Source organism: Micromonospora sp. NPDC051924 (assembly GCF_055586005.1).
This window is the reverse complement of record NZ_JBVJJA010000053.1, coordinates 1-23,626: the sequence shown is the minus strand read 5'-3', so window position 1 is coordinate 23,626 and position 23,626 is coordinate 1. Positions and strand designations below refer to the sequence as shown.

The 23,626-nt window shown below is 67.7% G+C and carries 22 protein-coding genes and 4 pseudogenes; 15 read left to right on the top strand and 11 right to left on the bottom strand.

From position 1 onward, the window contains the following. Positions 1-130: 130 nt before the first annotated feature. The 3 genes and pseudogenes from ACZ6S5_RS29840 to ACZ6S5_RS29830 all read left to right on the top strand — a co-directional run bounded on the left by ACZ6S5_RS29840 (position 131) and on the right by ACZ6S5_RS29830 (position 2,555). On the top strand, positions 131-1,156 hold the full coding sequence (locus tag ACZ6S5_RS29840; protein ID WP_466005555.1) for a TrmB family transcriptional regulator: 1,026 nt from the start codon (positions 131-133) through the stop codon (positions 1,154-1,156). Continuing rightward, positions 1,137-1,430, top strand: a pseudogene (locus ACZ6S5_RS29835) (transposase); the annotation flags it as partial. The gene ACZ6S5_RS29840 and the pseudogene ACZ6S5_RS29835, both read left to right, overlap by 20 nt. A gap of 114 nt (positions 1,431-1,544) precedes the next feature. Continuing rightward, the gene (locus ACZ6S5_RS29830; RefSeq protein WP_466005571.1) at positions 1,545-2,555 is read left to right on the top strand and encodes a hypothetical protein; all 1,011 of its coding nucleotides are present in this window, start codon (positions 1,545-1,547) and stop codon (positions 2,553-2,555) included. 62 nt (positions 2,556-2,617) lie between these two features. Here the strand turns inward: ACZ6S5_RS29830 and ACZ6S5_RS29825 are convergent, their stop codons facing one another. From ACZ6S5_RS29825 to ACZ6S5_RS29815, 3 genes are all read right to left on the bottom strand, one after another. After that, the gene (locus ACZ6S5_RS29825; RefSeq protein WP_466005554.1) at positions 2,618-7,018 is read right to left on the bottom strand and encodes a S8 family serine peptidase; all 4,401 of its coding nucleotides are present in this window, start codon (positions 7,016-7,018) and stop codon (positions 2,618-2,620) included. A gap of 236 nt (positions 7,019-7,254) precedes the next feature. Continuing rightward, entirely contained in the window at positions 7,255-8,490 is a 1,236-nt protein-coding gene (locus ACZ6S5_RS29820) for a hypothetical protein (RefSeq protein ID WP_466005553.1), read from the bottom strand. After that, positions 8,487-8,969, bottom strand: a complete 483-nt coding sequence (locus ACZ6S5_RS29815; RefSeq protein ID WP_466005552.1) for a diguanylate cyclase domain-containing protein — start codon at positions 8,967-8,969, stop codon at positions 8,487-8,489. Before ACZ6S5_RS29815 ends, ACZ6S5_RS29820 begins: the two co-directional genes overlap by 4 nt. A 214-nt stretch (positions 8,970-9,183) precedes the next feature. Between ACZ6S5_RS29815 and ACZ6S5_RS29810 the strand changes: the two genes are divergently transcribed. Together ACZ6S5_RS29810 and ACZ6S5_RS29805 are read left to right on the top strand one after the other, a co-directional pair. Then, positions 9,184-9,594, top strand: coding sequence for a VOC family protein (locus tag ACZ6S5_RS29810; RefSeq protein WP_466005551.1), 411 nt, complete (start codon positions 9,184-9,186; stop codon positions 9,592-9,594). 443 nt (positions 9,595-10,037) lie between these two features. Next, positions 10,038-10,400 (top strand): hypothetical protein, encoded by a 363-nt coding sequence (locus ACZ6S5_RS29805; protein ID WP_466005550.1) that lies wholly within the window; start codon positions 10,038-10,040, stop codon positions 10,398-10,400. A 228-nt stretch (positions 10,401-10,628) separates the two neighbouring features. Here the strand turns inward: ACZ6S5_RS29805 and ACZ6S5_RS29800 are convergent, their stop codons facing one another. Continuing rightward, entirely contained in the window at positions 10,629-10,970 is a 342-nt protein-coding gene (locus tag ACZ6S5_RS29800; RefSeq protein ID WP_466005549.1) for a winged helix-turn-helix transcriptional regulator, read from the bottom strand. A 94-nt stretch (positions 10,971-11,064) separates the two neighbouring features. Between ACZ6S5_RS29800 and ACZ6S5_RS29795 the strand changes: the two genes are divergently transcribed. From ACZ6S5_RS29795 to ACZ6S5_RS29780, 4 genes and pseudogenes are all read left to right on the top strand, one after another. After that, a complete protein-coding gene (locus tag ACZ6S5_RS29795) occupies positions 11,065-11,676 on the top strand; it encodes a hypothetical protein (protein ID WP_466005548.1) in 612 nt (203 codons plus the stop codon). A gap of 39 nt (positions 11,677-11,715) precedes the next feature. Continuing rightward, a pseudogene (locus ACZ6S5_RS29790) lies at positions 11,716-11,814 on the top strand (pilin); the annotation flags it as partial. 355 nt (positions 11,815-12,169) lie between these two features. Beyond that, a complete protein-coding gene (locus ACZ6S5_RS29785; RefSeq protein WP_466005547.1) occupies positions 12,170-12,847 on the top strand; it encodes a hypothetical protein in 678 nt (225 codons plus the stop codon). Continuing rightward, entirely contained in the window at positions 12,844-13,218 is a 375-nt protein-coding gene (locus ACZ6S5_RS29780) for a transcriptional regulator (protein WP_466005546.1), read from the top strand. Before ACZ6S5_RS29785 ends, ACZ6S5_RS29780 begins: the two co-directional genes overlap by 4 nt. Positions 13,219-13,376: 158 nt before the next feature. On the opposite strand, the gene ACZ6S5_RS29775 is transcribed toward ACZ6S5_RS29780, so the two are convergent. From ACZ6S5_RS29775 to ACZ6S5_RS29760, 4 genes are all read right to left on the bottom strand, one after another. Beyond that, entirely contained in the window at positions 13,377-14,579 is a 1,203-nt protein-coding gene (locus ACZ6S5_RS29775) for an MFS transporter (protein ID WP_466005545.1), read from the bottom strand. Positions 14,580-14,825: 246 nt separating this feature from the next. Next, positions 14,826-15,176, bottom strand: coding sequence for a hypothetical protein (locus ACZ6S5_RS29770; protein WP_466005544.1), 351 nt, complete (start codon positions 15,174-15,176; stop codon positions 14,826-14,828). A 165-nt stretch (positions 15,177-15,341) separates the two neighbouring features. Beyond that, on the bottom strand, positions 15,342-15,800 hold the full coding sequence (coaD, locus tag ACZ6S5_RS29765; RefSeq protein ID WP_466005543.1) for a pantetheine-phosphate adenylyltransferase: 459 nt from the start codon (positions 15,798-15,800) through the stop codon (positions 15,342-15,344). Positions 15,801-16,241: 441 nt separating this feature from the next. Further along, positions 16,242-16,787, bottom strand: coding sequence for a DUF2871 domain-containing protein (locus ACZ6S5_RS29760; protein WP_466005542.1), 546 nt, complete (start codon positions 16,785-16,787; stop codon positions 16,242-16,244). Between the two features lie 544 nt (positions 16,788-17,331). Between ACZ6S5_RS29760 and ACZ6S5_RS29755 the strand changes: the two genes are divergently transcribed. Then, on the top strand, positions 17,332-17,961 hold the full coding sequence (locus ACZ6S5_RS29755; RefSeq protein WP_466005541.1) for a VOC family protein: 630 nt from the start codon (positions 17,332-17,334) through the stop codon (positions 17,959-17,961). Between the two features lie 115 nt (positions 17,962-18,076). Here ACZ6S5_RS29755 and ACZ6S5_RS29750 read toward each other — a convergent pair whose 3' ends face one another. Beyond that, positions 18,077-18,541 carry a hypothetical protein gene (locus ACZ6S5_RS29750; protein WP_466005540.1) on the bottom strand — a complete coding sequence of 155 codons (465 nt, stop codon included), beginning with the start codon at positions 18,539-18,541 and terminating at the stop codon, positions 18,077-18,079. 329 nt (positions 18,542-18,870) lie between these two features. Here ACZ6S5_RS29750 and ACZ6S5_RS29745 point away from each other — a divergent pair, with 329 nt between their 5' ends. Then, entirely contained in the window at positions 18,871-19,680 is an 810-nt protein-coding gene (locus ACZ6S5_RS29745) for an alpha/beta fold hydrolase (protein WP_466005539.1), read from the top strand. Between the two features lie 103 nt (positions 19,681-19,783). Here ACZ6S5_RS29745 and ACZ6S5_RS29740 read toward each other — a convergent pair whose 3' ends face one another. Beyond that, on the bottom strand, positions 19,784-20,272 hold the full coding sequence (locus ACZ6S5_RS29740) for a hypothetical protein (RefSeq protein WP_466005538.1): 489 nt from the start codon (positions 20,270-20,272) through the stop codon (positions 19,784-19,786). A 256-nt stretch (positions 20,273-20,528) separates the two neighbouring features. On the opposite strand from ACZ6S5_RS29740, the pseudogene ACZ6S5_RS29735 reads away from it, so the two are divergent. Beyond that, positions 20,529-20,765: pseudogene (locus tag ACZ6S5_RS29735) on the top strand (tyrosine-type recombinase/integrase); the annotation flags it as partial. On the opposite strand, the gene ACZ6S5_RS29730 reads toward ACZ6S5_RS29735, so the two are convergent. Next, positions 20,754-21,473, bottom strand: coding sequence for a cytidylate kinase family protein (locus ACZ6S5_RS29730; protein ID WP_466005537.1), 720 nt, complete (start codon positions 21,471-21,473; stop codon positions 20,754-20,756). The pseudogene ACZ6S5_RS29735 and the gene ACZ6S5_RS29730 sit on opposite strands and share 12 nt — an antisense overlap. On the opposite strand from ACZ6S5_RS29730, the pseudogene ACZ6S5_RS29725 reads away from it, so the two are divergent. From ACZ6S5_RS29725 to ACZ6S5_RS29715, 3 genes and pseudogenes are all read left to right on the top strand, one after another. After that, positions 21,456-21,714: pseudogene (locus ACZ6S5_RS29725) on the top strand (transposase family protein); the annotation flags it as partial. The gene ACZ6S5_RS29730 and the pseudogene ACZ6S5_RS29725 sit on opposite strands and share 18 nt — an antisense overlap. A gap of 25 nt (positions 21,715-21,739) precedes the next feature. Continuing rightward, positions 21,740-22,066 carry a hypothetical protein gene (locus ACZ6S5_RS29720; RefSeq protein WP_466005536.1) on the top strand — a complete coding sequence of 109 codons (327 nt, stop codon included), beginning with the start codon at positions 21,740-21,742 and terminating at the stop codon, positions 22,064-22,066. Between the two features lie 273 nt (positions 22,067-22,339). After that, positions 22,340-23,296, top strand: a complete 957-nt coding sequence (locus ACZ6S5_RS29715; protein ID WP_466005535.1) for a sulfotransferase family protein — start codon at positions 22,340-22,342, stop codon at positions 23,294-23,296. Positions 23,297-23,626: the final 330 nt, after the last annotated feature.

Genomic DNA, 23,626 nt, shown 5'->3' with positions numbered 1-23,626 from the left:
GTACCGTCGAGCAGAGTGCCAATGACGTCCGCCTCGCGGAACCGGTGCGGGCAGGCGGGGAATCGACATGTCGTGTTCTCGACAGCTCAGCGTGCGCGACGGCCGGACCGAACGGCGTGAAGGGAGGCCCATGGCCATGGAGGTCGATCTCAGCGCCATCGGCCTGACCGCGGCACAGGAGCGCGACTACCAGTCCCTCGTCGTCGATGGTGGCGGGACCTCGGAAGCGCTCGCGGCACGATGGCGTCGCCCCGTCCAGGAGGTCGACGCGGTTCTCGTGTCGCTGCGCGACCTCGGGCTCGTCGAGGTGGCGACGTTCGAGCCGGGCGTGTGCCGGTGGTTCCCCACGGCTCCGGAGGTCTCGCTGCAGGGGCTGCTCAACTCGCGTCGGCACGCCCTGTCCGTGGCGGAGACGTCGGTGGCCCGGCTGACCGAGATGTTTCGCCGCGACCTCAGCCATGCCGACGTCGGCGACCTCGTCGAGGTCGTGCTCGGAGCAGAAGCGGTCGGGGGACGGTTCCTCCAGCTCGAGCTGAGCGCGAGGGACGAGGTCTGCGCCTTCGTCGATGCCCGACCCGTCGCCCTGAACCCGCAGGACAACCGCGCGGAGGAGCAGGCCCTCGACCGCGGCGTCAGGTTCCGGGTCGTCATCGAGCGGGCGGCGTTCGAGGACGATGCGACGGTCGCCGAAGCGCGGACGGCCCTCGTCTCCAACGCCCAGGTCCGTGCCGTGGCTAAGGTCCCGACCAAGCTGCTGGTGACCGACGGAGTCGTGGCGATGGTGCCGCTCTCGGTCCGCGGATACGACGCGGCTGCCGTCGTCATCCGGGCCCCGAGCCTCGTCCATTCGCTGGTGACGCTCTTCGAGTCCGTCTGGGCAGCGGGCGTCCCCCTTGTCCTGAGCCCCGACAGCTCGCTCGTTGACGGTCCCGCCGCGGGGCCGGACTCGCTCGACGTAGCCCTCTTGTCGCTGATGCTCGGCGGGCTCACCGACGATGCCGTCGGCAAACAGCTCAGGATGAGTGGGCGGACCGTGCAGCGCCGAATCCGCGTGCTCATGGGCCTCACGGGATCGACGACTCGTATGCAACTCGGCTGGGAGGCGTCCGAGCGCGGTTGGGTCACTCGTCGCTCCGATGACGCGTACCCGTCCTGATCTCGTGCGCGGAGCTGGATGGGCCGGTCCCGTCGACGATGCCTTGACGTGGGCATGCGCGCACGTCATACGGACCAGGCTTTGCTCTGCCCAAAGCCCCAAACGGACCCACCTAGAACGCCAGACAGGACGGGACGTGGGGGTTGCTCGTCGGACGAGCAGCCACACCGCCGGGGGCACGCTCGCCGAGCAGATCGTGATCATCTACGCCGAGTCTGGCGGCACCTATGGCTCGCCGCGGGTGAGCGTCGAACTACGCGACCAGGGTGTGCGGGCCAACCGCGAACAAGCCTCACACCCACTACGCCGCACCAGATCGCGGCATAACTCGGTGTCCACATCCCGGGGCGGAACCTCACGGTTCGGCAACGGACGTATAGTTCGCGCCATGGCCGGCCCCAGTCGCCCCTCCCCACAGAGCTCGCTCATCGGGGTCGATGTCGACGCGACGGCCGAGCGGGTCTATCGGGCGTTGGTCTCCGGCGGACCGGCGCTCGGGCCGGATCTCGCCGGCCTGCTGGGGATCTCGGTCGAGGACATCGAAACGGCGATCGGTGCGTTGCGGCAGGTGGGCCTCGTTGACACGGCCGACGGCGGAGGAAACTCGGCGGTGTCGCCGTCGCTGGCGCTTGAGGGGATGGTCGCGCAGCGCGAGCAGCAGGTCAGGGCCGCCCGAACGGCACTCGACGAACTCGCGGAAGAGTACCGGAGGGCGCGCGAGGTGCGGCTGTCGAACGGCATCGAGATCGTTCGGGGTCGCAGCGAGATCGGCAGCTGGCTCAATGGCCTGTTGCTGTCCGCCAAGGAGCAGTTCCGGATGTTCGCGAAACCACCGTTCGCGGTTTTCGGGATCTCCGAGACTGACACCGAACGGAAGGTCGCCGGCCGTGGTCTGCGGGAGCGGATCATCATCGAGCGGACCGTACTGGATGAGCCCGCCGCGGAGAAGGACGTGTTCGCCTCCCTGGATCGGGGACAGGAGATCCGCATGGTGCAGTCGTTACCGGCGAAGCTGCTGATCGCCGACGATTCGATTGCGATCGTGCAGCTCGACGAGGGTGGGCACGCGCACTCCGAGATCGCGGTGGTGCGAGCTGGGGGGCTGCTGGACTGTCTGGTGTTCAGCTTCGAGAGCCTGTGGCGGTCGGCCCTGCAACTGCGGGAGGCCCACGGCCGTAGGGTCGATCCGAACTTGGCATCGCCGAAGGACCTCGCCGACCCGGCGGACCGGGAGGTCCTGATGCTGTTGCTGGCTGGGTACACCGATGCCGCGGCCGCTGCCCGGCTGGGGATCGGCCTGCGGACCATGCAGCGCAGGGTCCGCCGGCTGATGGATCTGGCCGGCACCGATTCCCGGGTGTTGCTTGGCTGGCACGCGCGGGACCGGGGCTGGCTTTGAACGCCTTCGTCCCGTCGAGCCACCGACTGCGGTGGCTCGACGGAACGAGGTGGCGCCGGGGCCTAGTGGCCCAGACCTGCCGGGATGCTCAGCATCACCGAGCTGGACCAGGCGCCGTTCGGGCCGCCCTCGCCGTAGACCATCAGCTGGTGGTGATCGTTGATGTCGAAGCTGTAGGTCGGCGTGAATCGGTCACCGGCAGACAGCGGCACCATGCCGGACAGATCCCAGAGCCGTCCCTGCGGGTCCCACATCGCCGACACCGCGACGTCCGGGAAGAGTTCGACAGTTCCGAGGATCCACCCGTCGTCGGTGACTTTCTCGCCGGTCGCGTTGTATCCGTAGTCGGCAAGACGCTGCATTCCGCCGGCCTTGGTCCACACGAACGCGTCGTCACCGCTGGTCCCCACGATGGTCCCGGAGGCGTTCACATCGTTCGCCTGGGCCGAATACTGCCCAGGAAGCGTGCCGAGATGCTGAATAGCACCTGACGTCGCATCCCAGGCGACCGCGTGCGGCACATGGTCATCGGTGCGCGAGGCACCGACGATCATTCCGGCGTCGTTGATGGCGCGCGGCTGGGTTCCCGTCAGATCCGAAGACAGGTGGGCCAGCTTGCTGAAAGTCCCATCCGGCGTCCGCACGAACCCGTCGCTGTAGCTGTGGTTCTTGCCGTCAGACTCTTTGACGATTGCTTCGGAAAATCCGGTGACCACCCCCTTGTTATTCACGGCGGTCGCGTAGCCGCTGGAATAGGGCCGCCAATCCGGGACGCCGAGCACGGTGAGCGATCCGTCCTTGGCCCATTGGGCGGGAAGATAGTGCAATGCACTGTCTGTCGCGACACCGACGGCGATCTGGCCGTCATTCAGGTCCAGAGCCGATCCGTACCTGCCCCCGGCGAGATCCAGGTTGGTGAACCCGTCGGCGGCCGTCCAGATGGTCGGCGTCATCCTGGCGTTGTACTGGCGATCTCCCGCGACTACGCCGCTTTCATTGAGAGCCGCGCCGACGAACGGCGGGGCCCACGCGACCAGATCGAGTTTGGGGACATCGACAGTGGCGACCGTGACGTCCGCCGCCCCGATGATCGTGCCGTACGCGTTGGCCACCCGGACCCGGCCGACCATGGGATCCTTGGTCAACTGCCGGGCGCTGACGATCACTGCCCCGTCGACCGGCATCGACTGGCCCGTGGCAACCGTGTACTTCGCATCGGATTTCGGCGTGATCGTGCCGAGACCCTTCGAGTACATCTCTTGGTGGTAGTCGAACGTGACGTTGTCTCCGGCCACGGTGACTCCCGCGACCACGATGAAGTACGTACCCGGTTGTGGATCATCGATGACGATGTGCTCGGGCGAGTCCCCGGTCGTGGTGCTCTGGCCTATCGGCCTGCCGTTGAAATACACATAGAAGTCCAGATCGGCAGCGGCTCTGGGCGTCAGCGTCACGTCGAGCCGGGTCGCCTGACGCGGAACATAGAGCATGTTGGACGTGATTTCGCCCTGCGAGACCGTCGAGAACAAATTGCGGACATCGCCGATCTCGCCAGTTGCGACGTGGGCGATCGCGGGGCCAAAGGTGTTCGTCCCCGTCGAGCCGACATCCGTCGGCGAGTTCATCGTCACCTTGTCGACTGTGACGGTCCCCGGATCGAACGACATGCCCTGCAGCGAAACCGTTGCGGTGTACGGGTTCTGTTCGACCGGAGACGTCCTGCGAGACTCGATCGCGAACTCCCAAATGCCGGGCTTAGGCCGGTACACCGGTCGTGCGGTGGCGTTGCAGTTCGCCGGGTCGGTGTAGTTGGTGTAGCAGTGGTAACTGGCGTTGGAGTCCGCGGGCATGCCGTCGGGGTCGATGGGCAACGCGCGGACCTGGCTGCCGTCGGCGAGCCCGCCCAGGGTCAGCTGCAGTGCTTCGACGCCCTCGGGGACGGGCACCAGCAGCGAGGTGGTTCCGGTTCGGCCGAGCGTGCCGGAACTGGTGACCGCGTAGTCGGGTTTGGCCAGCGGCTTGGTCGCCAGCACGGTGACGGCGACGAACTGGTCGATGCCGCCCGTCGCCGGGTCATCAATGGTCAGGATCGCGCTATGCACGCCGGAGGTCGTCGCGGTCGCGGTGACCGTGATATCGGCTGCCTTTCCGAGCTGCAGGGACATTGCCGTGCGGGCGCTGAACGTGCCGTCGTTGCCGATCCAACCGATCCGGTGCACGACGTTCCCGGCGGCACCGCTGGTCCGGGTGACGCTGACCTTGTAGGTCTTCTGCGCACCGGTCACCTGGCCGCCTTCGGTTGGCAGACAACGGTTGTAGATGCCGACGCCGGTGTTCGGAGTCGCGAGCAGGCCGGACAGCGAACTACAAACAGGAGCCGACACAGTGAGCTCATTGGTGTTGATGCCAGCGCTGAGCTGCTTCCAGGCCGCGACGGTGTCGATGATGCCCGCGCCCTGCGCGGCGGTCGGGACGTCGGGGATCGGGTCGGCGGTGCCGGTCAGGGCGGTCTTCAGCGCCGCCGAGCTGACCGTCAGCGAACGGGCCTTGGCGGCCGACAGCAGCAGCGCCGCCGCTCCGGCGACCTGAGGGGCCGCCATGGAGGTGCCGTTGGCCATGCCGTACCCGGCCGGCAGCGAATACCCGGCCTCGGGGACGGCCTCACCGGACAGCCACATCGGGATCGAGGAGATGGCGGCGCCGGGCGCGGACACCTGCGGCGCCAGCGCGCCGTTCTCAGCGGGGCCGCGGGAGGCGAAGCCGAAGATGCCCTGCTTGGTGGCGACCTTCGACCCGTAGCCGGCCCACCAGGTGTCGGAGCTGACGGATGCGGCGACCGAGATGGCCCTGCCCGCCACGGACGGCGAGCTGACGGTGTTGGTGCCGAGGCCGTCGTTGCCGGCGGCGATGATGATCTGCACGCCATAGCTGTCGATCAGCTCGTCGTAGAGCGCGGCGATCACGTCGGAGCCGTCGTTCAACGCGGGAAGCCCACCGATGGACAGGTTGACGACGTCGACATGGCGATTGGTGACCAGGTCGATCATGCCCTCGGTCAGTGCCGCCTGGGTGCAGCCACCGCCCCAAGTGCAGGCGCGGGCGGACACGATCTGCGCGCCCGGTGCGGCGCCGTGCATCTGGCCGCCGAACATCGACGTGCCGGCGATGATCCCCGTCACATGGGTGGCGTGCGAAGCGACCGGCAACCCGATAGACACGTAGTTCGCGGTCTTGCCGACGTTGCTGCCGCCGAGCGGGGAGAGATCGACGTTGTCGCGGTACTCGACGACGAACGGGATGCGCTCATTCTGCGGTGTTGCGGGGTCGTCACGCCCGAGGTGGCCGACCTGGCGATCGACCGCGAACGGGGCCATCGGCGCCTCGTCGGTGAGGTCCTGGTTGTTGTTGCCGTCGACCCAGATCCTGTGTGTGGTCGGGTCGTACAGAACCCCGTAGAAGTCCAGGGTGTCGCCGTCCCGGTTGAGGTCGCCCTCGAAGTCGCTCCCGGCCGTCGCACCCTCGTAGAACAGGCCGAATTGGAACGTGCCCTCCGGGATCGTCCAGGTCTTGCCCAGGTAGCTGAACGTCGGACCCGTCTTGGTGGTGGACATCCGCACCCAGCTGCCGTCGCGGTCGGTGACCGGATCGGTCTCGGTTACCCAATCGACAATCTTGGGCTTGCCGTCGCTGGTCTTCTGTAGCGCGGGATGCTCGACGTCGACGCCGGTGTCTAGCACGCCGACGACCGTGCCGCGCCCGTCCCAGGCCGGGTTGTTCTTGACGAAGGCTTCGGCGCCGGTCTCGTTGATCGGCAGGTACGGGTTGTCGGCGGGCGTGTTCGCGCCGGGCGCGGTCGGCCCCGCGGCCTCAGTTGCCGCCGTCCTCGCACCCGCGGCGCCCAGATCCGGGCCTGGGATCTTGTACGTCCGGTTCAGGTCGATCGCCGCGACCGACCGAAGGCCGGCCAAGGTGGTCACGCTGTCGGTAGGGACGGTCGCCCGGACGTAGCCGACCTTTCCGGTCACCGACCCGACGGTCCCACCGGCCTTCTTCACCGCGGCGACGACGTCCTCGGTCGCGCCTTTCCGGGCCAGCATCAACACCGTGACAGACTTCTTCTTTGACGCCTGCGCCTGCTGCAACAGCTTGGTGTCGGCGTTGCCCAGTTTCTCGGCCGCAGTATCCGACAGCGAATCGTCGGTCAGCGGCTGGAACCCGTCGGTCTTCCCCGCCCTGTAGATCGAATCCGGGTTGTCGCGCCCGGCCCGGTCGTCGAGCGCAGCTACGGGCGACCGACCCGGACGCTGTGGCCCGTCGGGATCAGCGGTTTCGACCTTGCTCGCACCAGCACTCTCGGAGCCAGTCGGGCTGGTCGCGTCGGCGGCCGCGGCCGCAGGCGCAATCAGCGCCGCGGCGATCAACACGGCCGACGCTGCGGCAATCACACCTGTTCGTTGTTTCATCGTGCTCCTAACCAAGGGGTGAAACATCACCGTGCGGTCAAGCCCGCAGACACGAGAACACCTGAGCCGCCTGGCCAATCTCGCAGTTGGGTCCGGGCAGGATCAACGGATCGAGTGGGGCGGATGCTGGCCATGGCTGGATACCGCCACACTGCCGGCACGCCACCCCACAGTCGCCGTCTACTCGCGGTCGTTCAGATCCGACTGTTCGCTGGTGAGGACGCGCACGGCAGTGCTCAAGGCGATCGGCGCGTCTTCAGGGCCTTTGAGGAAGGGGTGGATGTAGACGGGGCGGCGCAGCGATCGGCCTGGCCCGTGGGCTTGGTTGCGCCAGTGGCCGGATACCCAGAAACCGGCTGTGCTGAGAACGCTGCGTGCCCTCCGTCGACAGCCCGTCGGCCGATGGCAGGTGCCGCCCTCGGATGCGTACGACGCGTACCTCGGGTGTGAGCCCGATTCATGCGGGTGTAGCCCTTGGCCAGGCCCTTGTCTGGCCTGGCCAAGGCGACTTCTGCGGCCTTCTGAGTGATGAGAACCGACGTCGCGAGAAGGGCTGCCGCCGGATGGCCACTGCCTATCGGCTCCTGCTCGCCGAGGCCAGCGGCATTCATCGGTGCGAGCCAGCCGACCTGTTCGCGGAGCCGCTGCAGGGGTCTGGGCTCGAGGCCGGCGCCGATCGTGCGGTAGAGGACGAACTGCAGGCCGTTGTTGGTGGCGGTCCAGAATGCGGCGGTGAGCTGACGGGGTGCGATTGGCCGGGCCCAGATGACCAGCCCGTCGGTCGATGGCAGGGCGTCGCGGCCGATGGGGATGTCTGGGAGCTGGGCTGCGGCGTGTTCGGCAAGGTCGGTGAAGTCGTTGTCGATCCAGTACAGGTGCGACCGGTCCAGGCCAGTGGCGATTTCCGCGCGCGTATTGGTGATCTCGAGCGCGGCAGGCAGTTGGTCGTTGCCCCGGTAGAAGCGGCTGAGCCTGTCACGGACCTTGGGCACCTCGGCGGCGGTGATGGTGGTCGCCGGCCACGCGGTGGTGGCGATGAGGGTGCGGCCGGGCAGTCGGGCGTCAAGAAACGCCCGGTGCAGTTCTTCAACGCGCTGTCGCGCCTGCGGGTGGTCGCTGAGGCCGAGTGCCCGGGCGGCACGGTCGGCAAGCTTGTCGTGGCGGCCGACGTCGATGTGGGTGTGGCAGGTGGCGCAGGCTGCCCAGGCGTGGCCGAATTTCTGGATGAGTCCTGCGGTGGGGCCGACGGCGATGGCGGTGACGTCGCCGCCGTGCAGGGTCCAGATCGGGTACGGGTCGCCGCAGAAGTCGCAGCTGCGGCGGACGGTGTCGAGCCCGCTGACCGGTACCGGGGCCGGGTCGTGGCCCTCGGTGGCCAGGTGGGCGGGGTGTACGTAGGCGGGCGGCAGGCCGAGGGTGTTCAGCGGGGCGAGGCAAATCTGGCAGGCCATCTCCTCCTGTGCGGCTCTCATGCCGTCACCTCGCCGGTGTTCCGGCGCCGGTCGCGCAAGCGCGGTCCGCGGCGGTGCCGGGCGGGTGGCATGGTCATGCCCGGGCGGTAGACCGCGTAGCGGCTGCGGCCGTTGCGTTTGGCGTGGTACATCGCGATGTCGGCCCGGTGCAGGCCCACCTCGGTGAGGCAGTCGGTGGTGTCGGCCAAGGCGAGGCCGATACTGGCGGCGACGGTGAGCCCGACGGCGTCGTCGCCGGCCGCGAGGGTGACGGGTTGGGCGATGATCGTGGCGAAGGTGTCGGCGACGCGCTCGAGGTCGTCGGTGCGGGCCCGTAGGAGGGCTGCGTACTCATCGCCGGCGAGCCGGGCGGCGGCATGGCTGCCGTCGTGCTGGGGTGGGGCAGCCGGTGCGGGCCGCTCGGGGGCCGTTGATGGCTGGGCTGCCCGGGGTGTTGGCGCTGCCGACCTGGAGGGGCATCGAGTGGCCGCCGCAGGCACTCCCCCACCAACGACCTGGGAGCGCCCAGCGCGTTGAGAGCGCAGGACGGGCAGCGCGAGCGGCGCCGGGCCGAAGCGTCTGGGCGCGAAACCCGCCCGGTTTGATGCTCTATGCCGGTCGGCGTCGGGCGCGTTCCTCAGCGGCTTCGATGATCTTGTCGCGCTCTAGGTGTCTCAAAGTCCGGCTCATTTGATCTTGTGGCAAGATCGCGGGATGCTTCGACTAACCGACTTCATCATCGATTGCCCGGACACGATGAAGCTGGCAGCCTTCTACTCTGGGGTGATGGGGCTCCCGGTCAAGGAGGGCAGCAACGAGAACTGGGCCGGTATCCAGTTCGGCGAAATCGAACTGGCCTTCATCCAGGTGGAGAACTACCGCGCCCCGCAGTGGCCCGACAGCGAGCACCCCAAGCAGTTCCACCTCGACTTCGAAGTCGACGACATCGAGGCCGAACAGCGCCGCGTCCTGGCCCTCGGCGCGACCCTGCAGCGGGACTGCATCGGCCCCGACGGCTACGGCTTCCGCGTCTACGCCGACCCCATTGGCCACCCCTTCTGCCTCTGCCGCAACAAGGGTGTCATTTGGACCGAACAGGGCCTCATCTGGCCCAAGCGCGACTAGTAGCCCTGGTCAACGCCGACCCCGACGCCGCACCGGTGCACGTCGTCCGCTTCGGAAGGCAGGTGGATGCCCAAGCGTGTGCTCGCTGGCACCCAGGACGCGGACAGGTGCGACCGCCTCGACCGGGCGGCGGCTCGTGCCGCAGCGAACCCAGTACGGACTGCGAGCGTTGGTCCCGATCTTGGCGCCGTTCGCCCGGGTCGCCGCCAGCATGGCTGGCCAGGGGTTTACGTGGTGGGGCGGGCGGGACTCGAACCCGCGACCGGGGGATTATGAGCGTGTTCCGGCAGCGTGGCTCCGCCCGCCCGTGCCTCCTGTCAGGCTCAGGCCCCCTGAGCCTGACAGGGGTCTAGCAGCGACGCAGGATCAGCACGTCCTCGTGCGCCACCAGGTGCACGGGGATGCCTTCGTCCCTGGCTCGGCGAACGGCTAGGAGACCGAACATGTTGGCCCGGTGCACGATCTGCCCGTCGCGGACGGCTGCCAGCATCGCCGCGCACCGCTGCACCGGAATCAGCCCCACCGACTGTGCGACAGCGAGGAACTCGCCGCCCTACGGGCACCCGGACCTGCTGCTCGGCCGGGCAGCCGCCGCCGGCCTGATCACCGCCGACGCCGCCGAGCTGATCAGCGCGACCCGCTTCGGCGACGCACTGATCGAGCACCTGGCCGCTGAACAGGGCGTGACCGCGTCGGTCCTGCGGATGCGCCGCCGCCGCTCCGTACGGGCCGTCGCCGCCGCCGTCGCGCGAGGCGACCTGCCCGATCCGCTCCGCTCGCCCGGGCACCCGAAGCCGCCATGGTGACCACTACCCGCACCCCTGGCGGCGGACCCGCCACCCCACGCGGTCACGCTGCCCGGGTGGTCACGCACCGTCGAGCCGGGTGCACCCACCCGGCGGCGTGGTGCCACATCGTTCAGTGTCACGGTCATGACGGCGCGCTCCTCGCCGAGCACGACGCCCGGCGGGTCGGGCCGGAAACACCGTTAGATCAGAGTCCCCCAAGTCCCCAGACCACGGCCGGCCGCAGGCCTACGCGATCGCGTGCGTGCAGCGCATCGACTCGTCGGGTGTGGCCTGGCCGTGGGTGCGCTGAAGGTGCGCCTCGCCCCAGACCCGGACGCCTTCCACGACGGGTAAAACCGTGAGGCCGTAGGAGGTGAGCCTGTAGATGACCGGCTCCGGGATGGGTCCGGTCACGACGCGCTCGACGAGCCCGTCAGCCTCGAGCTCGCGCAGCTGTTCGGCCAGCACCTTGGGCGTGATCGGCGCGCCCAGACGTCGGAGGCCGGCGAAGTGGCAGTCGCCATGGGCTAGCCAGTACAGAAGGGTCAGCTTCCACTTCCCACCGATCGCGGCGAACGCCGCGGCCATCGGGCAGCCGGGTAGAGGATTGGGGCGCGAAGGTGAGGGGTTACCTGAAGGTGCCTTCTTGTTCATGGGCGTGCTCCGTTCAGATAGTCGAGTCATGAACCTTCACACCAAGATCACCGTGCCATACAAGCAGATCCTGGTCCCGTGCCTCTCGCTCCTCATGCTGACCGCGATGGCGGCGTCGGGCGACGCGGCGGCGGCTCCCCTCAGGGCTTCGGCGGCTGTCGAGGATGGCCAACGTGACTTCGACTGGGAGATCGGTGACTGGCATACCAAGGTGCGGGTGCTCGCCGATCCGCTCTCGGGATCCGAGGATGAATGGCTCCACTTCGAGGGTACGAGCGTCGTGCGTCCGCTGCTGGACCGGCGTGCGAATGTCGTCGAACTTAAGGTCTCGGGGCCGAACGGACGGATTGAGGGCCTCAATCTGCGGCTCTATGAGCCCCAGGCGGGGCGCTGGAGCCTGACCTTCGTGAACGTCCGCGATGGACTGCTCACCCCGTCCGTGTACGGCGGGTTCCACGACGGTGTGGGCGAGTTCTACGGCGACGACCAGCTCGGGGGACGCGCGATCAAGGTGCGCTTCCTCATCTTCCGGCAGGGCCCGGACAAGGCGAGGTTCGAACAGGCCTTCTCAGACGACGGCGGGGAGACGTGGGAGACGAACTGGATCGCCGTGGACAGTCGAATTGACAACGCCAGCTGAGCTTTTTCCGGCGCCCGGGCGTGGCGCTGGTCCTGTGCGATGGGCATCATCGCGTTGGTCGCGACGATGTTCCTGGTCATCGGCGGCCTGCGCTACATGGCCACCGGCGGCGACCCGGCGCAGGTCGAGCAGGCGAAGGGCAATTCGCCGACGCGGGTGAGGCTAGGGGACGCGACATGTGTTGCCCGCTGTGGGAGCGGCCAGCCGCTCGCGCAGCGGCTGCGCTGATGAGGACTACACCCGCGCAGCGGACTCCCTGCCGGCGTGCCGGTATCTGATGCAGAGACCAGGTACCGCTTGATGAATAGACCCCTATCGGTCCGTCCAGTCGCCGCTGAGGGCCGCCTTGACGGGGCCGCGAGATCGGCCGCCGCCGGTCGCGTCCTTGCGCGGAGCCGAGACCCACGCGGGCTGGTACTGCTGCGGGCTGATTGTGCGGTACCCGTCGACGCTAGTACTAGCGGAAACGGGTTTGCTATGGAAACCTATTGGCATGACCACTGATTCGGTACCCGCCAGCGGCGATCCCCGCCGGCTACTGTCGGAGGCGCGCGGCCTCGCCCGCCGGGTGCGGGTCGACCAGCGGGTGACCTGGTTCGCGCTACTCGTGCTGGCCGCGGTGACGTTCGTGGGGATCCCGTTCGACTGGTATTTCCTCGTCCTCCACTGCGTCGGCGACGGCACCGTGTGCCAGTTCTCGCGTCAAGGTGTGCTGTACTACTGGCCGCCGGCGCTGCTGCTGGCGTACGCGGCGATCGCCGTCTGCTACGTGCGGGTCGTCCGGGCGCGGGGGCTGGGCGCCCGGGTGCTGCCGTACGCGATCACCGGTGTCGCGCTGACCGTCCTGTTCACCGCCGCGTGGGTGGCGGCGCGCCTGTACTTCCCGAGCCACCCGCACCAGTTCCCGTACTGGATGCTCGTGCTGGACCGGCTGATCGCACCGTGGGGCACGATCGGGGTGGCGCTGCTGGTGCTGGCCCGGCTGGAGCGCAACGTCGGGCTGCTGGTGTTCACCCTCGGCTACCTGACGGTGGCGCTAGTGCCGATCGACTTCGGCTGGCACTGGCAGGGCCAGGACAGCACGGCGTTCCTGCCGCAGCAGATCATCAACGGCACCGCGCTGCTGCTGGGCGCGATCGGCTTCCGGCTGGCCGGCCGGCGGCGCCGGTGACCGCCGAGAACGGGGCCCCGGACCCGCACGAGCCGTCCGCCCACCCGGTCAATGGGCTGGACGAGGTGGTGCACCAGCGGGTCCGGCTGGGCATCCTCACCATCGCGCACGAGGCCCGCCGGGCGGAGTTCGGCTACCTGCGCACCCAGCTGGCCCTGACCGCCGGGAACCTCTCCAAACACCTGAGCGTGCTAGAAGCGGCCGGCCTGATCGAGGTTGAGAAGGGGTACGCCGGCCGGCGGGGCCGTACCTGGATCACGCTCACCGCCGCCGGCAGCACCGCGCTCACCGACGAGATCGCGCGACTCAAGCAGCTCATCGCCCGCGTCGAAACCACCGACACCCCGAGGACCGATGACCATCGGAGCTAGCCTCTGAGTCGAGCGGGCATCCTGAACTGCCGAGAAGCGGACGCGTGGACTTGCACGAGGGCGTCATGGCGGGTCCGACTCCGGAGCACTACGAGCCCTACGTGCGAATGTCGCGCGGTTGAGGGAGGTTTCACTGCGGTCCGTTACAGCGCCGTCCGTCAGGGCGAAGCGATCACGAGTGGGCCCCGACGTCCCAGCGCCCACACGGTGAGCGCGAAGCAGCAGAGCGCCGTTCCCGTGATCGTGACCGCTGTCCAGCCGCCCGCGGACCAGAGCGTGGTCGCGGCGGCGGACCCGATAGCAGCGCCGATGAAGTTGCCGGTGGCTAGCGCCGTGTTGAGCCGGCTGCGGGCCTCGTGGGAGAGGGCGAACAGCCGCGCCCGATTGAGGAGGGCCTGCGTCTGGAGGGCGACATCGATCATGACGATCGCGATGATGATAAGTACGACAGACCGGCCGGCGAACGCCGCGACGACGAAGGCACCGAGGGCCAGTACCCAGGCCGTGCCGGTGGCCGGAAGCGACCAACCTCGGTCGTGCAGACGACCGCCGTGCAGGCCGGAAAGGACACCAGCGAGGCCAGCCAACCCGAACAACCCGATCACCGCTACCGGGTACCGGAACGGTGGGCCGCTGAGCAGGAACGTCAGCGCGGTCCAGAACAGCGAGAACGTGGCGAACCCTGTGGCGGCCAGGACCAGCGTCCATCGGGCCGCCCGCTCGCGCATGACCACCGCGCCGACCGAGGCGATCAGCTGCGAGTATGGCATGCGCGTCCGCGGTGCCAGCGGTGGAATCGCGCGGTAGAGCAGGACCGCGAGCAGGACGGCGACGACCGCGGCGAGGGCGAAGATCGTACGCCACCCGGCGGCGCCGGTGACGAACCCGCTGATCGTGCGGGAGGCCAAGATACCGGTGAGGGTCCCGGACCCGACGGCGCCGACGATCCGACCGCGGTGGGCGTCGCCGGCCAGGTCCCCGGCGAGCGGTGTGAGGACCTGCCCGGAAATCGTCGTCACGCCGAGCACGCCCAGTGCGAGCAGGAGTACGCCGAACGACGGCGCCAGCGCGCACAGCAGCAGTGCGGCGGCCGAGGTCAGCAGCATCACCGGGACGAACCGGCGGCGGTCCAGGACGTCGCCGAGCGGCACGAGCAACAGCACGCCGACGGCGTACCCGACCTGCGTCGCCGTGACGAGCCAGCCGGCCGTCGCGGTCGCGGCGCGTAGATCGCCTGCAATGAAGCCCAGTAGCGGCTGCGCCCAGTAAAGGTTGCCGATGGCCACTCCCGCCGCCAACGCGAACAGGAACGTCAGCCGACGGCTCATCTCCGACTGCGGTGCCATACGGGGTGCTGCCACCCTGCCACCCTAGGGCGCAGGATCAAGGCGCGAGGCCCAGCGAGGGCCTGAGCGTGGCAGGGCCGCACCCGCCGGGATGTCCAGATCTCTCCAGGCACCCTTCAGGCGCCACGAACCACCATGCGCTACGACCGGCCCGCAAGAACCTCGACCGGCACCCCAACTACATCCTGGCCGCGTACATGGCCTCCGGGACATAGCCAGCTGCTCGCACCGTTGCCGAAGTGTGTGCAGATCCGCGCTCGGTCAGGCGGTCGTTCCCGACCACTCGCCAACGACTGCGGCACCGGGAATCCGGTCATCGAAGAGCAGACCGACGAACTCATCGAGCAATGCTTCGAGATCACCCTGGCCGGCAAGTTCGTAGTGCTTGTTGACGATCCGGTCGTCGGTAAGGCGGATCGTTGCTGGCCCTGCCTCGCCGGCGATCCAGATCATGACCTCGGCGAGCCACGCCGAAGGCTCGAACTGGACGCTCGCGACGGTCTTGCCGTAGTTCGGTTCGATCGAGCGGGTTTGCCAGCGCATCTCAAGCTTCGTCCAGGTCTCGCCGCGGGCCGTGAGGGCAGCGGAGAGCGCCTCCAACGGAAACCTCACGTCCGCGACTATTGCACGCCGCTTATTGGCAGCGCGACGACGTCCGCATCCAGCCGCGAAGCGCTCGTGACCGAAGGTGAGGCCAGCGCCGGTGCTGGCGTCCGATCGTGCCGAGAAGAGTGCATCCCACCTCGAGGCGTTGCCACGTTCCGGTACCCCTGGGGGTCACTGTTCAGCGTTCAGGGACGGCCGGGCCGACTGTGCCGAGCGGTATGCGCGTGCGACCGTGGACGAAGTGGCGACCAGCTGCGGACGGGACGGCATCCAGACGGTCTGAATGCCGAGTTGCTCGTTCATCGCAGCGAGCTGGTACTCGTGGCGAAGGTCCGCGGCCGTGCGTAGGCCGCGGACAATGACCGTGGCGCCGCGGCGCATGCAGTAGGCGGCGGTCAGGCCGGTCCAGGTGTCCACCTCGACATTGCCCCAGGCTGCCGGCATGGCGTCGCGCACGCGTACGGCCCTGGTCGTGGCCTCGGCGGTTGGTCGCTTGTCGGCGTTTACCGCCAGCAACACAATGATCTGGTCGAACATCACCCGGGCACGGGCCACCAGGTCTCGGTGCCCCGGGGTGAACGGATCGAACGTACCGGGATAGACCGCCAACGAACCGTTTACCGGCACCACTCTACGATCCGACGTAGCCGTCACCGCGACTCCAACCACATGGCCACGATCATCTCAGCCGTACATTTGCCGACCCGACTTCGGGCCTTGTCGTCACCGCCGACCACCGCCGACATCCTGATCTGCCGCGGTCAGGGCGCCCGGGTTCAGCGCGTCGAAGTCTGCGGCTGACCGCTGTAGGCGCTGTGGTCGCCGGCAGGTGACGTAGCGGGGCGGGTCTCGGTCGCAAGCGGTGGTCGAAGTTCACGTGGTCCCAGCGGGACTGCGTTCACTGGCGCTGTCGCCGCCGCGTTCGGCGCCCGCGAACCCGCGGACCTCGCGCAGGTGCTGGTCGCCCGGGAGATCTTCGGCCGCTGGCTCGCCGTAGACCATCCGCCGCCTGCGCGCCCGATGGCATGCGCGACAGCTCACGTGGACTGACTGCCCGGAACGCTCGCTCGCCTACGGGACGCGGCTGTCTTCGGCGGGCGTTGTTGGCCGGATGCCTCCCTGGCCCCCCGCGTTTGCTGGCTTCTGCTCGTTCGGCGATACGGCGCTCAGGTCTGCGGATCTGGGCACGCGCTTGCCGAGGTTGACGAAGAGCAGGATCAGGCCGACGGTCAGCGCGATGTGGCCAAGCCCGGCGAGGCCCGCGATGGCGTCGCCGCTGTCACGGCCGTACACCGTCAGCGCCCCGTGGACGATCATGGCGGTGATCGTGACGGCGAGTCCGGCGTTGTAGACCCAGAAGAACCCGGCGAACAGCCGGCGGTTGGCGGTCAGCGTAAACAGCTTCTCCAGCGCCAGCACGATCAGGAAGAACAGCATGCCAAGCGCGAGCAGGTGAGTGTGCACCAGAGCGAGTTGCGTGTCACCGCTGTAGTGCTCGATTTTCGTGATCTCGCGGTATGCCAGACCGCTGACCAGGCCGAGGATCATGTAGACGTGCGCTGCGACGTAGAGCTTTCTCACCGGCTCAGCATGCGCCCTGGCCACCGAGATGATCAAGGGCGAATTCAAAAACCCGCCATCAATACTGCAACGGCTGGTCGTAGCCTCGGCTGCTGATCGCTGGGCTGGTTGTTGGGGATGCGCAACTGGTCGGGTCGCGGGATGCCGGGTTCGCGGAGTTGCTTGCGGTTTGCGCGTCGGTTTGATCGGGTCGGGCCGATACCGGAGCTGCCCGAGCCGGATCACGGTGGCGGCGCAGGTATCCGGTTCTGCCGCTGACCGCTCGCTAGGGGAAGTAACAGGAAACGAGTGGCCGGTGCCCGGACTGCGGAGATGAGTGCACCGATCGCCCCGACCGCCAGCTCGCGCCCGACTGAACCGGCAACGGGTGCCGAAGTTGGTCGCCGCGGGCGCGAGGGTCGTCCGTGACGAGTGGTATGGCGACGTGTTTTGGTCATGTCGTCATGCAAGACACCGAGGGCAACAAGTTCTGTGTCGCCTGATGCCGGATTGACGCCACATCGCGGGATGATCTCGTGCGGGAGAACGGGGTCGCCGTTGGCAGGGCGTCCGTCTTGCCTTCGATGTTAGTTTCGCCTGCATGACTGGGCAGATCACGGCTGGGCAGTTCCACGCGGCCGACGGTGTCGAGGACTGGCGCTGCCTCTACCATGTGGTCTCGGCCTATTTCCCGACCGGTTCGTTGAACAAAGGCATCGAGCTCGTCGCCGAGATCGGCCGGCTCGCCGACGAGCACGAACAGCAGCACCTCACTATCGATCTGCGTCGCGCCGGCGTTACCGTGAGCCTGGGAGTGCGCCACATCGCGCTGGCCCGGCGGATATCGGCCGCGGCCAGGCAACTGGACATCCCGGCCGACCCGAGCGCCGTGCAGCTCATCAACGTCACCCTTGACGCGCTCGTCGGTGCGGATGTGCTGCCGTTCTGGCGAGCGCTGCTCGGTTATCGCCAGCTCGGCGAGGACTACCTGTTCGACCCAGCGCGTCGCGGCCCCGGCTTCGGTTTGCAGCACATGGATGCGGCACGCCCACAACGCAACCGCCTGCACCTCGATGTCGCCGTCCCACACGATCAGGCTGAGGCCCGCATCGCCGCCGCCTTGGCTGCGGGCGGCCGCCTAGTCTCCGACGCGCACGCGCCGATGTGGTGGATCCTGGCCGACGCCGAGGGCAATGAGGCCTGCGTCGCCACCTGGGTCGGACGCGAATAAGGGACCGACTCCGGGCAGCGAAGACTAATGGCGCATCGCTATCACTTCCGCGTCGACCGGCGAACGGAGCATCTGTCGCTGTCCGCGGGATGGCCGCGCCGGGCAGTTGCTCGTGTCATGGGGCCGCTCGTCCGGCTGGTCTAACCGTACTGATCGGCCGGGCGGGATAGGTGGACCTGATCTCCCGGGCCACCAGCGGACCGACATCCTCAGGTGACAGGTAGTGCACCGCCAGGCCCAGCGGTTCGATCAACCCGAAGTACGCCGCGTTCCTGAACAGCATTTCCTCGTCCGCCAAGAGTTCCTCGGCGGCCCGGTGCACCTTGCGGACCACGTCCGTCGCGCACTTGTGCCGGTTCAGCTCCGGCATGAGGAACCCGGCACCAAACGCGGAGAGCAGGAGGGTGACGCCGATAACGCCGTCGTCCCTCCAGTGCTCGTGGATCGCACGCAGCGATTCAGCACTCTCGGGTTCGTACGCCAAGAGGACCTGCTCCACCAACGCCTGGTCGGCTGCGACGCGCGCTTCCAACTCCTCGTCGTCCCATTCATCGTTCGGCCCATCACCGGCTACTCCCACGGCGCCAAGCCTTACCACCACACTGGCATCGCTGATACAGCGGTCACTCCCGGCCCTGCCGCCGCAAGCCTTACAGGGCGCGCAGCTTGCGGTGGCCGACGAGGGCCCTGGCCAGCAACGTTTCCTGCACTCGATCATGCCAATGCTGATTCACTGTTGAGTGCACTGGAGCATCCCGAGCTCCCGGCGTCCTGCGGACTTCTCGAGCCGGGGTGTGGGGGTGAGTCGGTGGCTGCTCTGGGGAGCCGGCTCCGACAAACCTGTTGCGCAGGGACCTGCCGTCCTGCTTGCCTGAGGCCCGTCAACGACACCTTCATCCCAGGAGAGCTGTGGCCACCACTCCGCTCGGAATCGCCTACGACCACGTTGCAGACGCCAACGACATGCCAATCGTCCTGATCCACGCCGGTGTTGCCGACCGTAGGATGTGGGATCCCCAATGGGAGCGTCTCAGCAGCGAACACGACGTCGTACGGCTTGACCTACGCGGCTTCGGGGAATCGACAGCTCCGCCAAAAGGGCCGCTTTCGCACGTCGACGACGTCTTGTCGACCCTCTCCCATCTCGGCATCAGGCGATGCCACCTCGTCGGCTCGTCGTTCGGCGCCGGCGTCGCATGCGAAGTGGCGCTGACGGCGCCGCAGCTCGTTCAATCCCTCCTGCTGTGCCCGCCAGGTGGCAGCCTGCTGGCCGCACTGACGGACGACCTCAAGGCCTTCTTCGACGCGGAGAAGAGCGCGCTCGCTGTTGGTGACATCGATGCTGCCGTCGAGGCCAACATCGCCTTCTGGGTCGTCGGTCCCGGCCGGGAGGCCTCACAGGTCGACCCCGGCTTCCAAGACTTCGTGCGACGCATGCAGCGCCAGGCGTTCGAGGTGACCGCGTCCTGGTCAGACGTCGACGAGGTCGAGCTGGATCCGCCTGCGCTGGAACGGCTGGACGACATCAAGGCTCCGACGCTGGTGCTGGTCGGCGGTCACGACCTCGCCACGACCCGAGACGCCGCCGACCGGGTATGCGGAGGGCTTATCGACGTTCGCCGCGTCGACTGGCCGGACGTCGCCCACTTGCCGTCGCTGGAACAGCCCGACCGATTCCTCACCCTGCTCCGCGGCTGGATTGCCGACCACAGGGGCTGACGGACCAGCGGTGACCTACGCCGATCAGCAATCAAGCACTCTGGCGCCTGAACACGCAACCCAACATCCGGATCTGCCGCCGTTGGCTCGCGTCACCCCCGGCTCAGTAGTGGGTGTGGATCTGCGTCACTGGATGTCCCAGGATGTCGCCTGCCGTAGTGAGTTCCTCGTCGCTGAGCTCCCAGGCGCTCCGGGCCCAGTTCATGGCGCTCACCTCGAACCGTGCGAAGCCGACCGGTGCCTCGAAGCGCAGTTCGGGCAACGTGAGCGCGGTACCACAGCACGGGACTATCACGCCGAGGTCGTCGATGGTCGGTTCGCCGACCGTCCGACCGCCGTTTCGTCCGATCAGGAGATCCCAGAACCAGTCCAGCCCGATCGCGACGCCGCACCGGGGGCAGTAGACGTCCTCCATGTACTCGCCACCGTCAATCAGCGTGATGTGCTCGTAGAACACCGGCTCAACGGTCTCGACGTGGTCGCCCGGCCTGCCGAAGAGTCCAGCCATGTACTTCACCGCACCGGCGGCCGCCTGGACTGTCGGCTGCCACTCAGGATCGGTGGGAATGACCCGGATATAGAGGTCGCTCATCTCATCCTCTGCGTCACACTCGAACGGTACGGGATGACCTGCCGCCTGGTCTTCCGTCCCGGTAGCACGCATGCCTGAGCCGGAGAAGCACCACCGGCGAGATGGTCAGGGGCGAGACCGATCCGGGCGAGGGAGGCGGTGAACTGTTCTGCCGCTCCGGGTGTGCTGGCGTCCATCGCCGCTGGTGACGCACGGTGATGTATAGCTGCTCTTCCTGCTCCCGCTTCCAGTTTCATAGGACCGGCACGCCGCCACCCGCCGGCTCAAGCACCTGGCACAGGCCGCAGGAATCCGGATGCCGAGGATGCATCCCCACATGCCGCGCCACACGTTCGTCACGACAATGCTCGACGCCGGAGTCAGCCTGCGCGACGTGCAGATCGCCGCCCGCCACGCCGATCCGCGTACCACCAACCGTTACGACCGCGCCCGCAACAACCTCGACCGGCACCCCAACTACATCCTGGCCGCCTACATGGCTTCAGGGACTTAGCCAGCCGCCCGCGGCTTTGCCGAATTGAGCGCGGTCAGTGTGTTTGGTCTCCCAGACCGGCAGCTGGGGTTCGTCGTTGTACACGATGATGTTGGCGTGATGGGTCGGGCGGACCGTAGCGAAGTATAGCTGTTGGGAGGGGATGTAACGCTCGCGCCAGCGCCGTTCGACTTCGGCCCGAGATGACACTCGGCGCTCTCGGATCACGGCACGATCCACGGTCTTCTCGAGCGCGGTCGACACGAAGATGCGCAGGTCCCACCGATCAATCAGTTCCGGGCGCATGAGGAAGACGCCGTCGAAGACCAGCACGGCGTCGGCTGGGGCAGTCGTGAGCGGCGGGGACAGGGCAGTATCCGCGGTGCGGTCGTACACCGCGTGTTGGAAGCGTCGATCTCCGCCTGGTCCGAGCGGATCGAGCAGAACCCGGTTCAGCGCGTCGTAGTCGTGGGTGTCGAAGTAGCAGCCTTCGGCCGAATACTCGCCTCGCGGATAGCGCTGTGCCCGGGGGAAGAGGAAATCGTCGATCGTCGCGCGGATGACCTCGCGGCCCTGTTCGCGCAAGGCGACGGCCAGTTCGTCGGCGAGGGTGGTCTTGCCGGCGGCGGGCGGTCCGTCGATGGCAACCCGCGTCGGGTGCGCGACTGCGACGGACCCGACTGCCTCAGCCAGGCGGCCGAGCAACTCGTCGCGGGTGCCTTGGTCCATGTCCTAACCCGTTCTAGTCTCGCGCCGTTCAAACGCCGCCGCCACCGACCCGGCTGTCCCGGCGGCAGAAGACCGTCAACCGTCACCACGCCAAGATCCGCGCTGTCGGCGAACGCGCTGTCGCGACCCTGAAGGGCTGGAAGGCGCTCGCCAAACTCCGCTGCTGCCCCGCCGCGCCACAGCGGTCGTGCAGGCCATCCTCGTCCTGCAGGCCGCCGATGACGCCCGCTACCCACGATGAGAATGGCTCAATCTACCCTGACAGGATGCAGACCGCGCCGCGCGGCACGATGCACGGGTGGATCTGGCGCGCCAATCTTCTGCCGTTCGTCGAGACGATCGCTGATCTTGTGCGCTGCCGGCTCGACGAGAGTGGGCTTACCGCCGGAGTCGAAGACTCCGACGCCGGCAACGACCGCTGGTTCACCTTGGTGCTGGACGGGCAGCCCCGCGTCGAGATGCACTTCGCGGGTACTGACGACCAGATGCTGGTCGACGTGGAATTGGAAGGCACTGACGAGTCGTTCGAGATCAGGGCCGCTCTACTGCTCGACGTCTGCAGCAGCTACCGCCTGACTCCCGAGGCCGGCTGACTCGAACCGGCATCCACGCTCTGGCGACACCTACCGACGGCGGGCGATGATCCCTCCCTGCCGCACCGTCGACGACCAACACCATCACGATGAAAATAGCTCAGTGTGTGCGGGATGCGGCGCGTTGGGAAGCTTCGATGATTCGTCGCTCGCTTGTTGGAGGCGGCCGTCCGGCACGCACTCGGCGCGGCGGGTTCGGGTCCGGCCCGTAGCAGCGGGTGAAGGGGATAAATGGCTTGCACAGGCGCCGGGCTGAGAGTTTGACTGCTCGCCATGCCTTTCCCCTCACCGATCTTCGTTGCGGGTACGGGTCGTTCGGGAACGTCACGGATCGCCGACATCATCGGCGAACATCCGCTGATCCATCGGATTCCCATGGAGACCCGGTTTCTCATCGACCCGGGTGGCCTGCGGGACCTGGCTGACGCGCTCACCGATCGATACGACCCCACCGTCGGTGAGGACGCCCTGCACCGGCTGAGCGACTTCCTCACCGTACGAGTGCCCGGCCGGCGCGACGATCGCGGCAAAACCGTTCCCGAGCTGGTCGGCGAGCGGCGCTACCGGGACGCGGTGCAACAGCTCTGGCCGCAGTTGATCGCGTACACATACGACGAACCTGCGCCCGCGGAAGGCTTCGGGAACGCCGACCGGCCTGCCGGGCCGTTCGAGCCGCTGAGCCGCCGGCGGGTACTTCCCAGGTATTTCAGCGACCGGGGCGAACTGCTCGGAATCTTGCGGGGCCTGATCGAGGCCATGTTCGGCGGAGCAGCCGCCGACGCGGGCAAGCCGACCTGGTGCGAGAAGACACCGTTCAACCTGCTGTGCATGGAGTTTCTCTGGGAACTGGTCCCCGAAGCGACCATCGTGCACATCAAGCGTCACCCGGTCTCAGTGCTCGCATCCCACCTGGCCCAGCCATGGGCACCGCCCACCGTCGACGGCGCGCTCGCCTACCTCAAGCCGGTCTACCACCGATGGCTCAACTGGAAGAACACGGTCGACCTGACGGGCAGGCGATACGTCGAGGTGAAAGCAGAAGATCTCGCAGCCGACTGGCCCGGGCAGCGCCGCGCCCTGTTCGAACGGCTCGACGTCGACGACTTCGCCACCCCTTCAACGTTTCAGTCGCACAAGCTGACGAACCGCAACGACCAATTCGACGACGAAACCCGCGAGTTCATCGAAGAAGCACTCGGCAAGGTCATCCCGGCCATGGGATATGAGTGACGGCTCTGGCTCTCCACCTTGACGACGCCGCGTCGCGCCCCTCGAACGCCCGGTAAACGCTGCTTCAGCCGAACCGCATCGCTGACCACTCGTTCCTAACCTTTCCGGCCGTCTTTTGGGCCCGCGCTTACGGTGCGGCTGCACGCTTCTGCCGCGGAGCGGTCGCTACGAACGACCGGATCTGCCGATGAGGGCTCTTCGAAATTGGTGGGGCTTTGAGCGCCGGACGGGGCTCCCAGGGCGATTGCATAGTCGGCGGGCGGGTTGCTGGCCAGGAGTTTCGAGACGAGTTCGGCCTCTGTGGAGGCGTCAGGAGCGGGTGAGGCCGCA

Coding starts and splice junctions, on each gene's coding strand:
- ACZ6S5_RS29840 (WP_466005555.1), top strand. CDS start 131: ATGGCCATGGAGGTCGATCTCAGCGCCATCGGCCTGACCGCGGCACAG.
- ACZ6S5_RS29830 (WP_466005571.1), top strand. CDS start 1,545: ATGGCCGGCCCCAGTCGCCCCTCCCCACAGAGCTCGCTCATCGGGGTC.
- ACZ6S5_RS29825 (WP_466005554.1), bottom strand. CDS start 7,018: ATGAAACAACGAACAGGTGTGATTGCCGCAGCGTCGGCCGTGTTGATC.
- ACZ6S5_RS29820 (WP_466005553.1), bottom strand. CDS start 8,490: ATGAGAGCCGCACAGGAGGAGATGGCCTGCCAGATTTGCCTCGCCCCG.
- ACZ6S5_RS29810 (WP_466005551.1), top strand. CDS start 9,184: ATGCTTCGACTAACCGACTTCATCATCGATTGCCCGGACACGATGAAG.
- ACZ6S5_RS29805 (WP_466005550.1), top strand. CDS start 10,038: ATGTTGGCCCGGTGCACGATCTGCCCGTCGCGGACGGCTGCCAGCATC.
- ACZ6S5_RS29800 (WP_466005549.1), bottom strand. CDS start 10,970: ATGGCCGCGGCGTTCGCCGCGATCGGTGGGAAGTGGAAGCTGACCCTT.
- ACZ6S5_RS29795 (WP_466005548.1), top strand. CDS start 11,065: ATGAACCTTCACACCAAGATCACCGTGCCATACAAGCAGATCCTGGTC.
- ACZ6S5_RS29785 (WP_466005547.1), top strand. CDS start 12,170: ATGACCACTGATTCGGTACCCGCCAGCGGCGATCCCCGCCGGCTACTG.
- ACZ6S5_RS29755 (WP_466005541.1), top strand. CDS start 17,332: ATGACTGGGCAGATCACGGCTGGGCAGTTCCACGCGGCCGACGGTGTC.
- ACZ6S5_RS29740 (WP_466005538.1), bottom strand. CDS start 20,272: ATGAGCGACCTCTATATCCGGGTCATTCCCACCGATCCTGAGTGGCAG.
- ACZ6S5_RS29730 (WP_466005537.1), bottom strand. CDS start 21,473: ATGGACCAAGGCACCCGCGACGAGTTGCTCGGCCGCCTGGCTGAGGCA.
- ACZ6S5_RS29720 (WP_466005536.1), top strand. CDS start 21,740: ATGCAGACCGCGCCGCGCGGCACGATGCACGGGTGGATCTGGCGCGCC.
- ACZ6S5_RS29715 (WP_466005535.1), top strand. CDS start 22,340: ATGCCTTTCCCCTCACCGATCTTCGTTGCGGGTACGGGTCGTTCGGGA.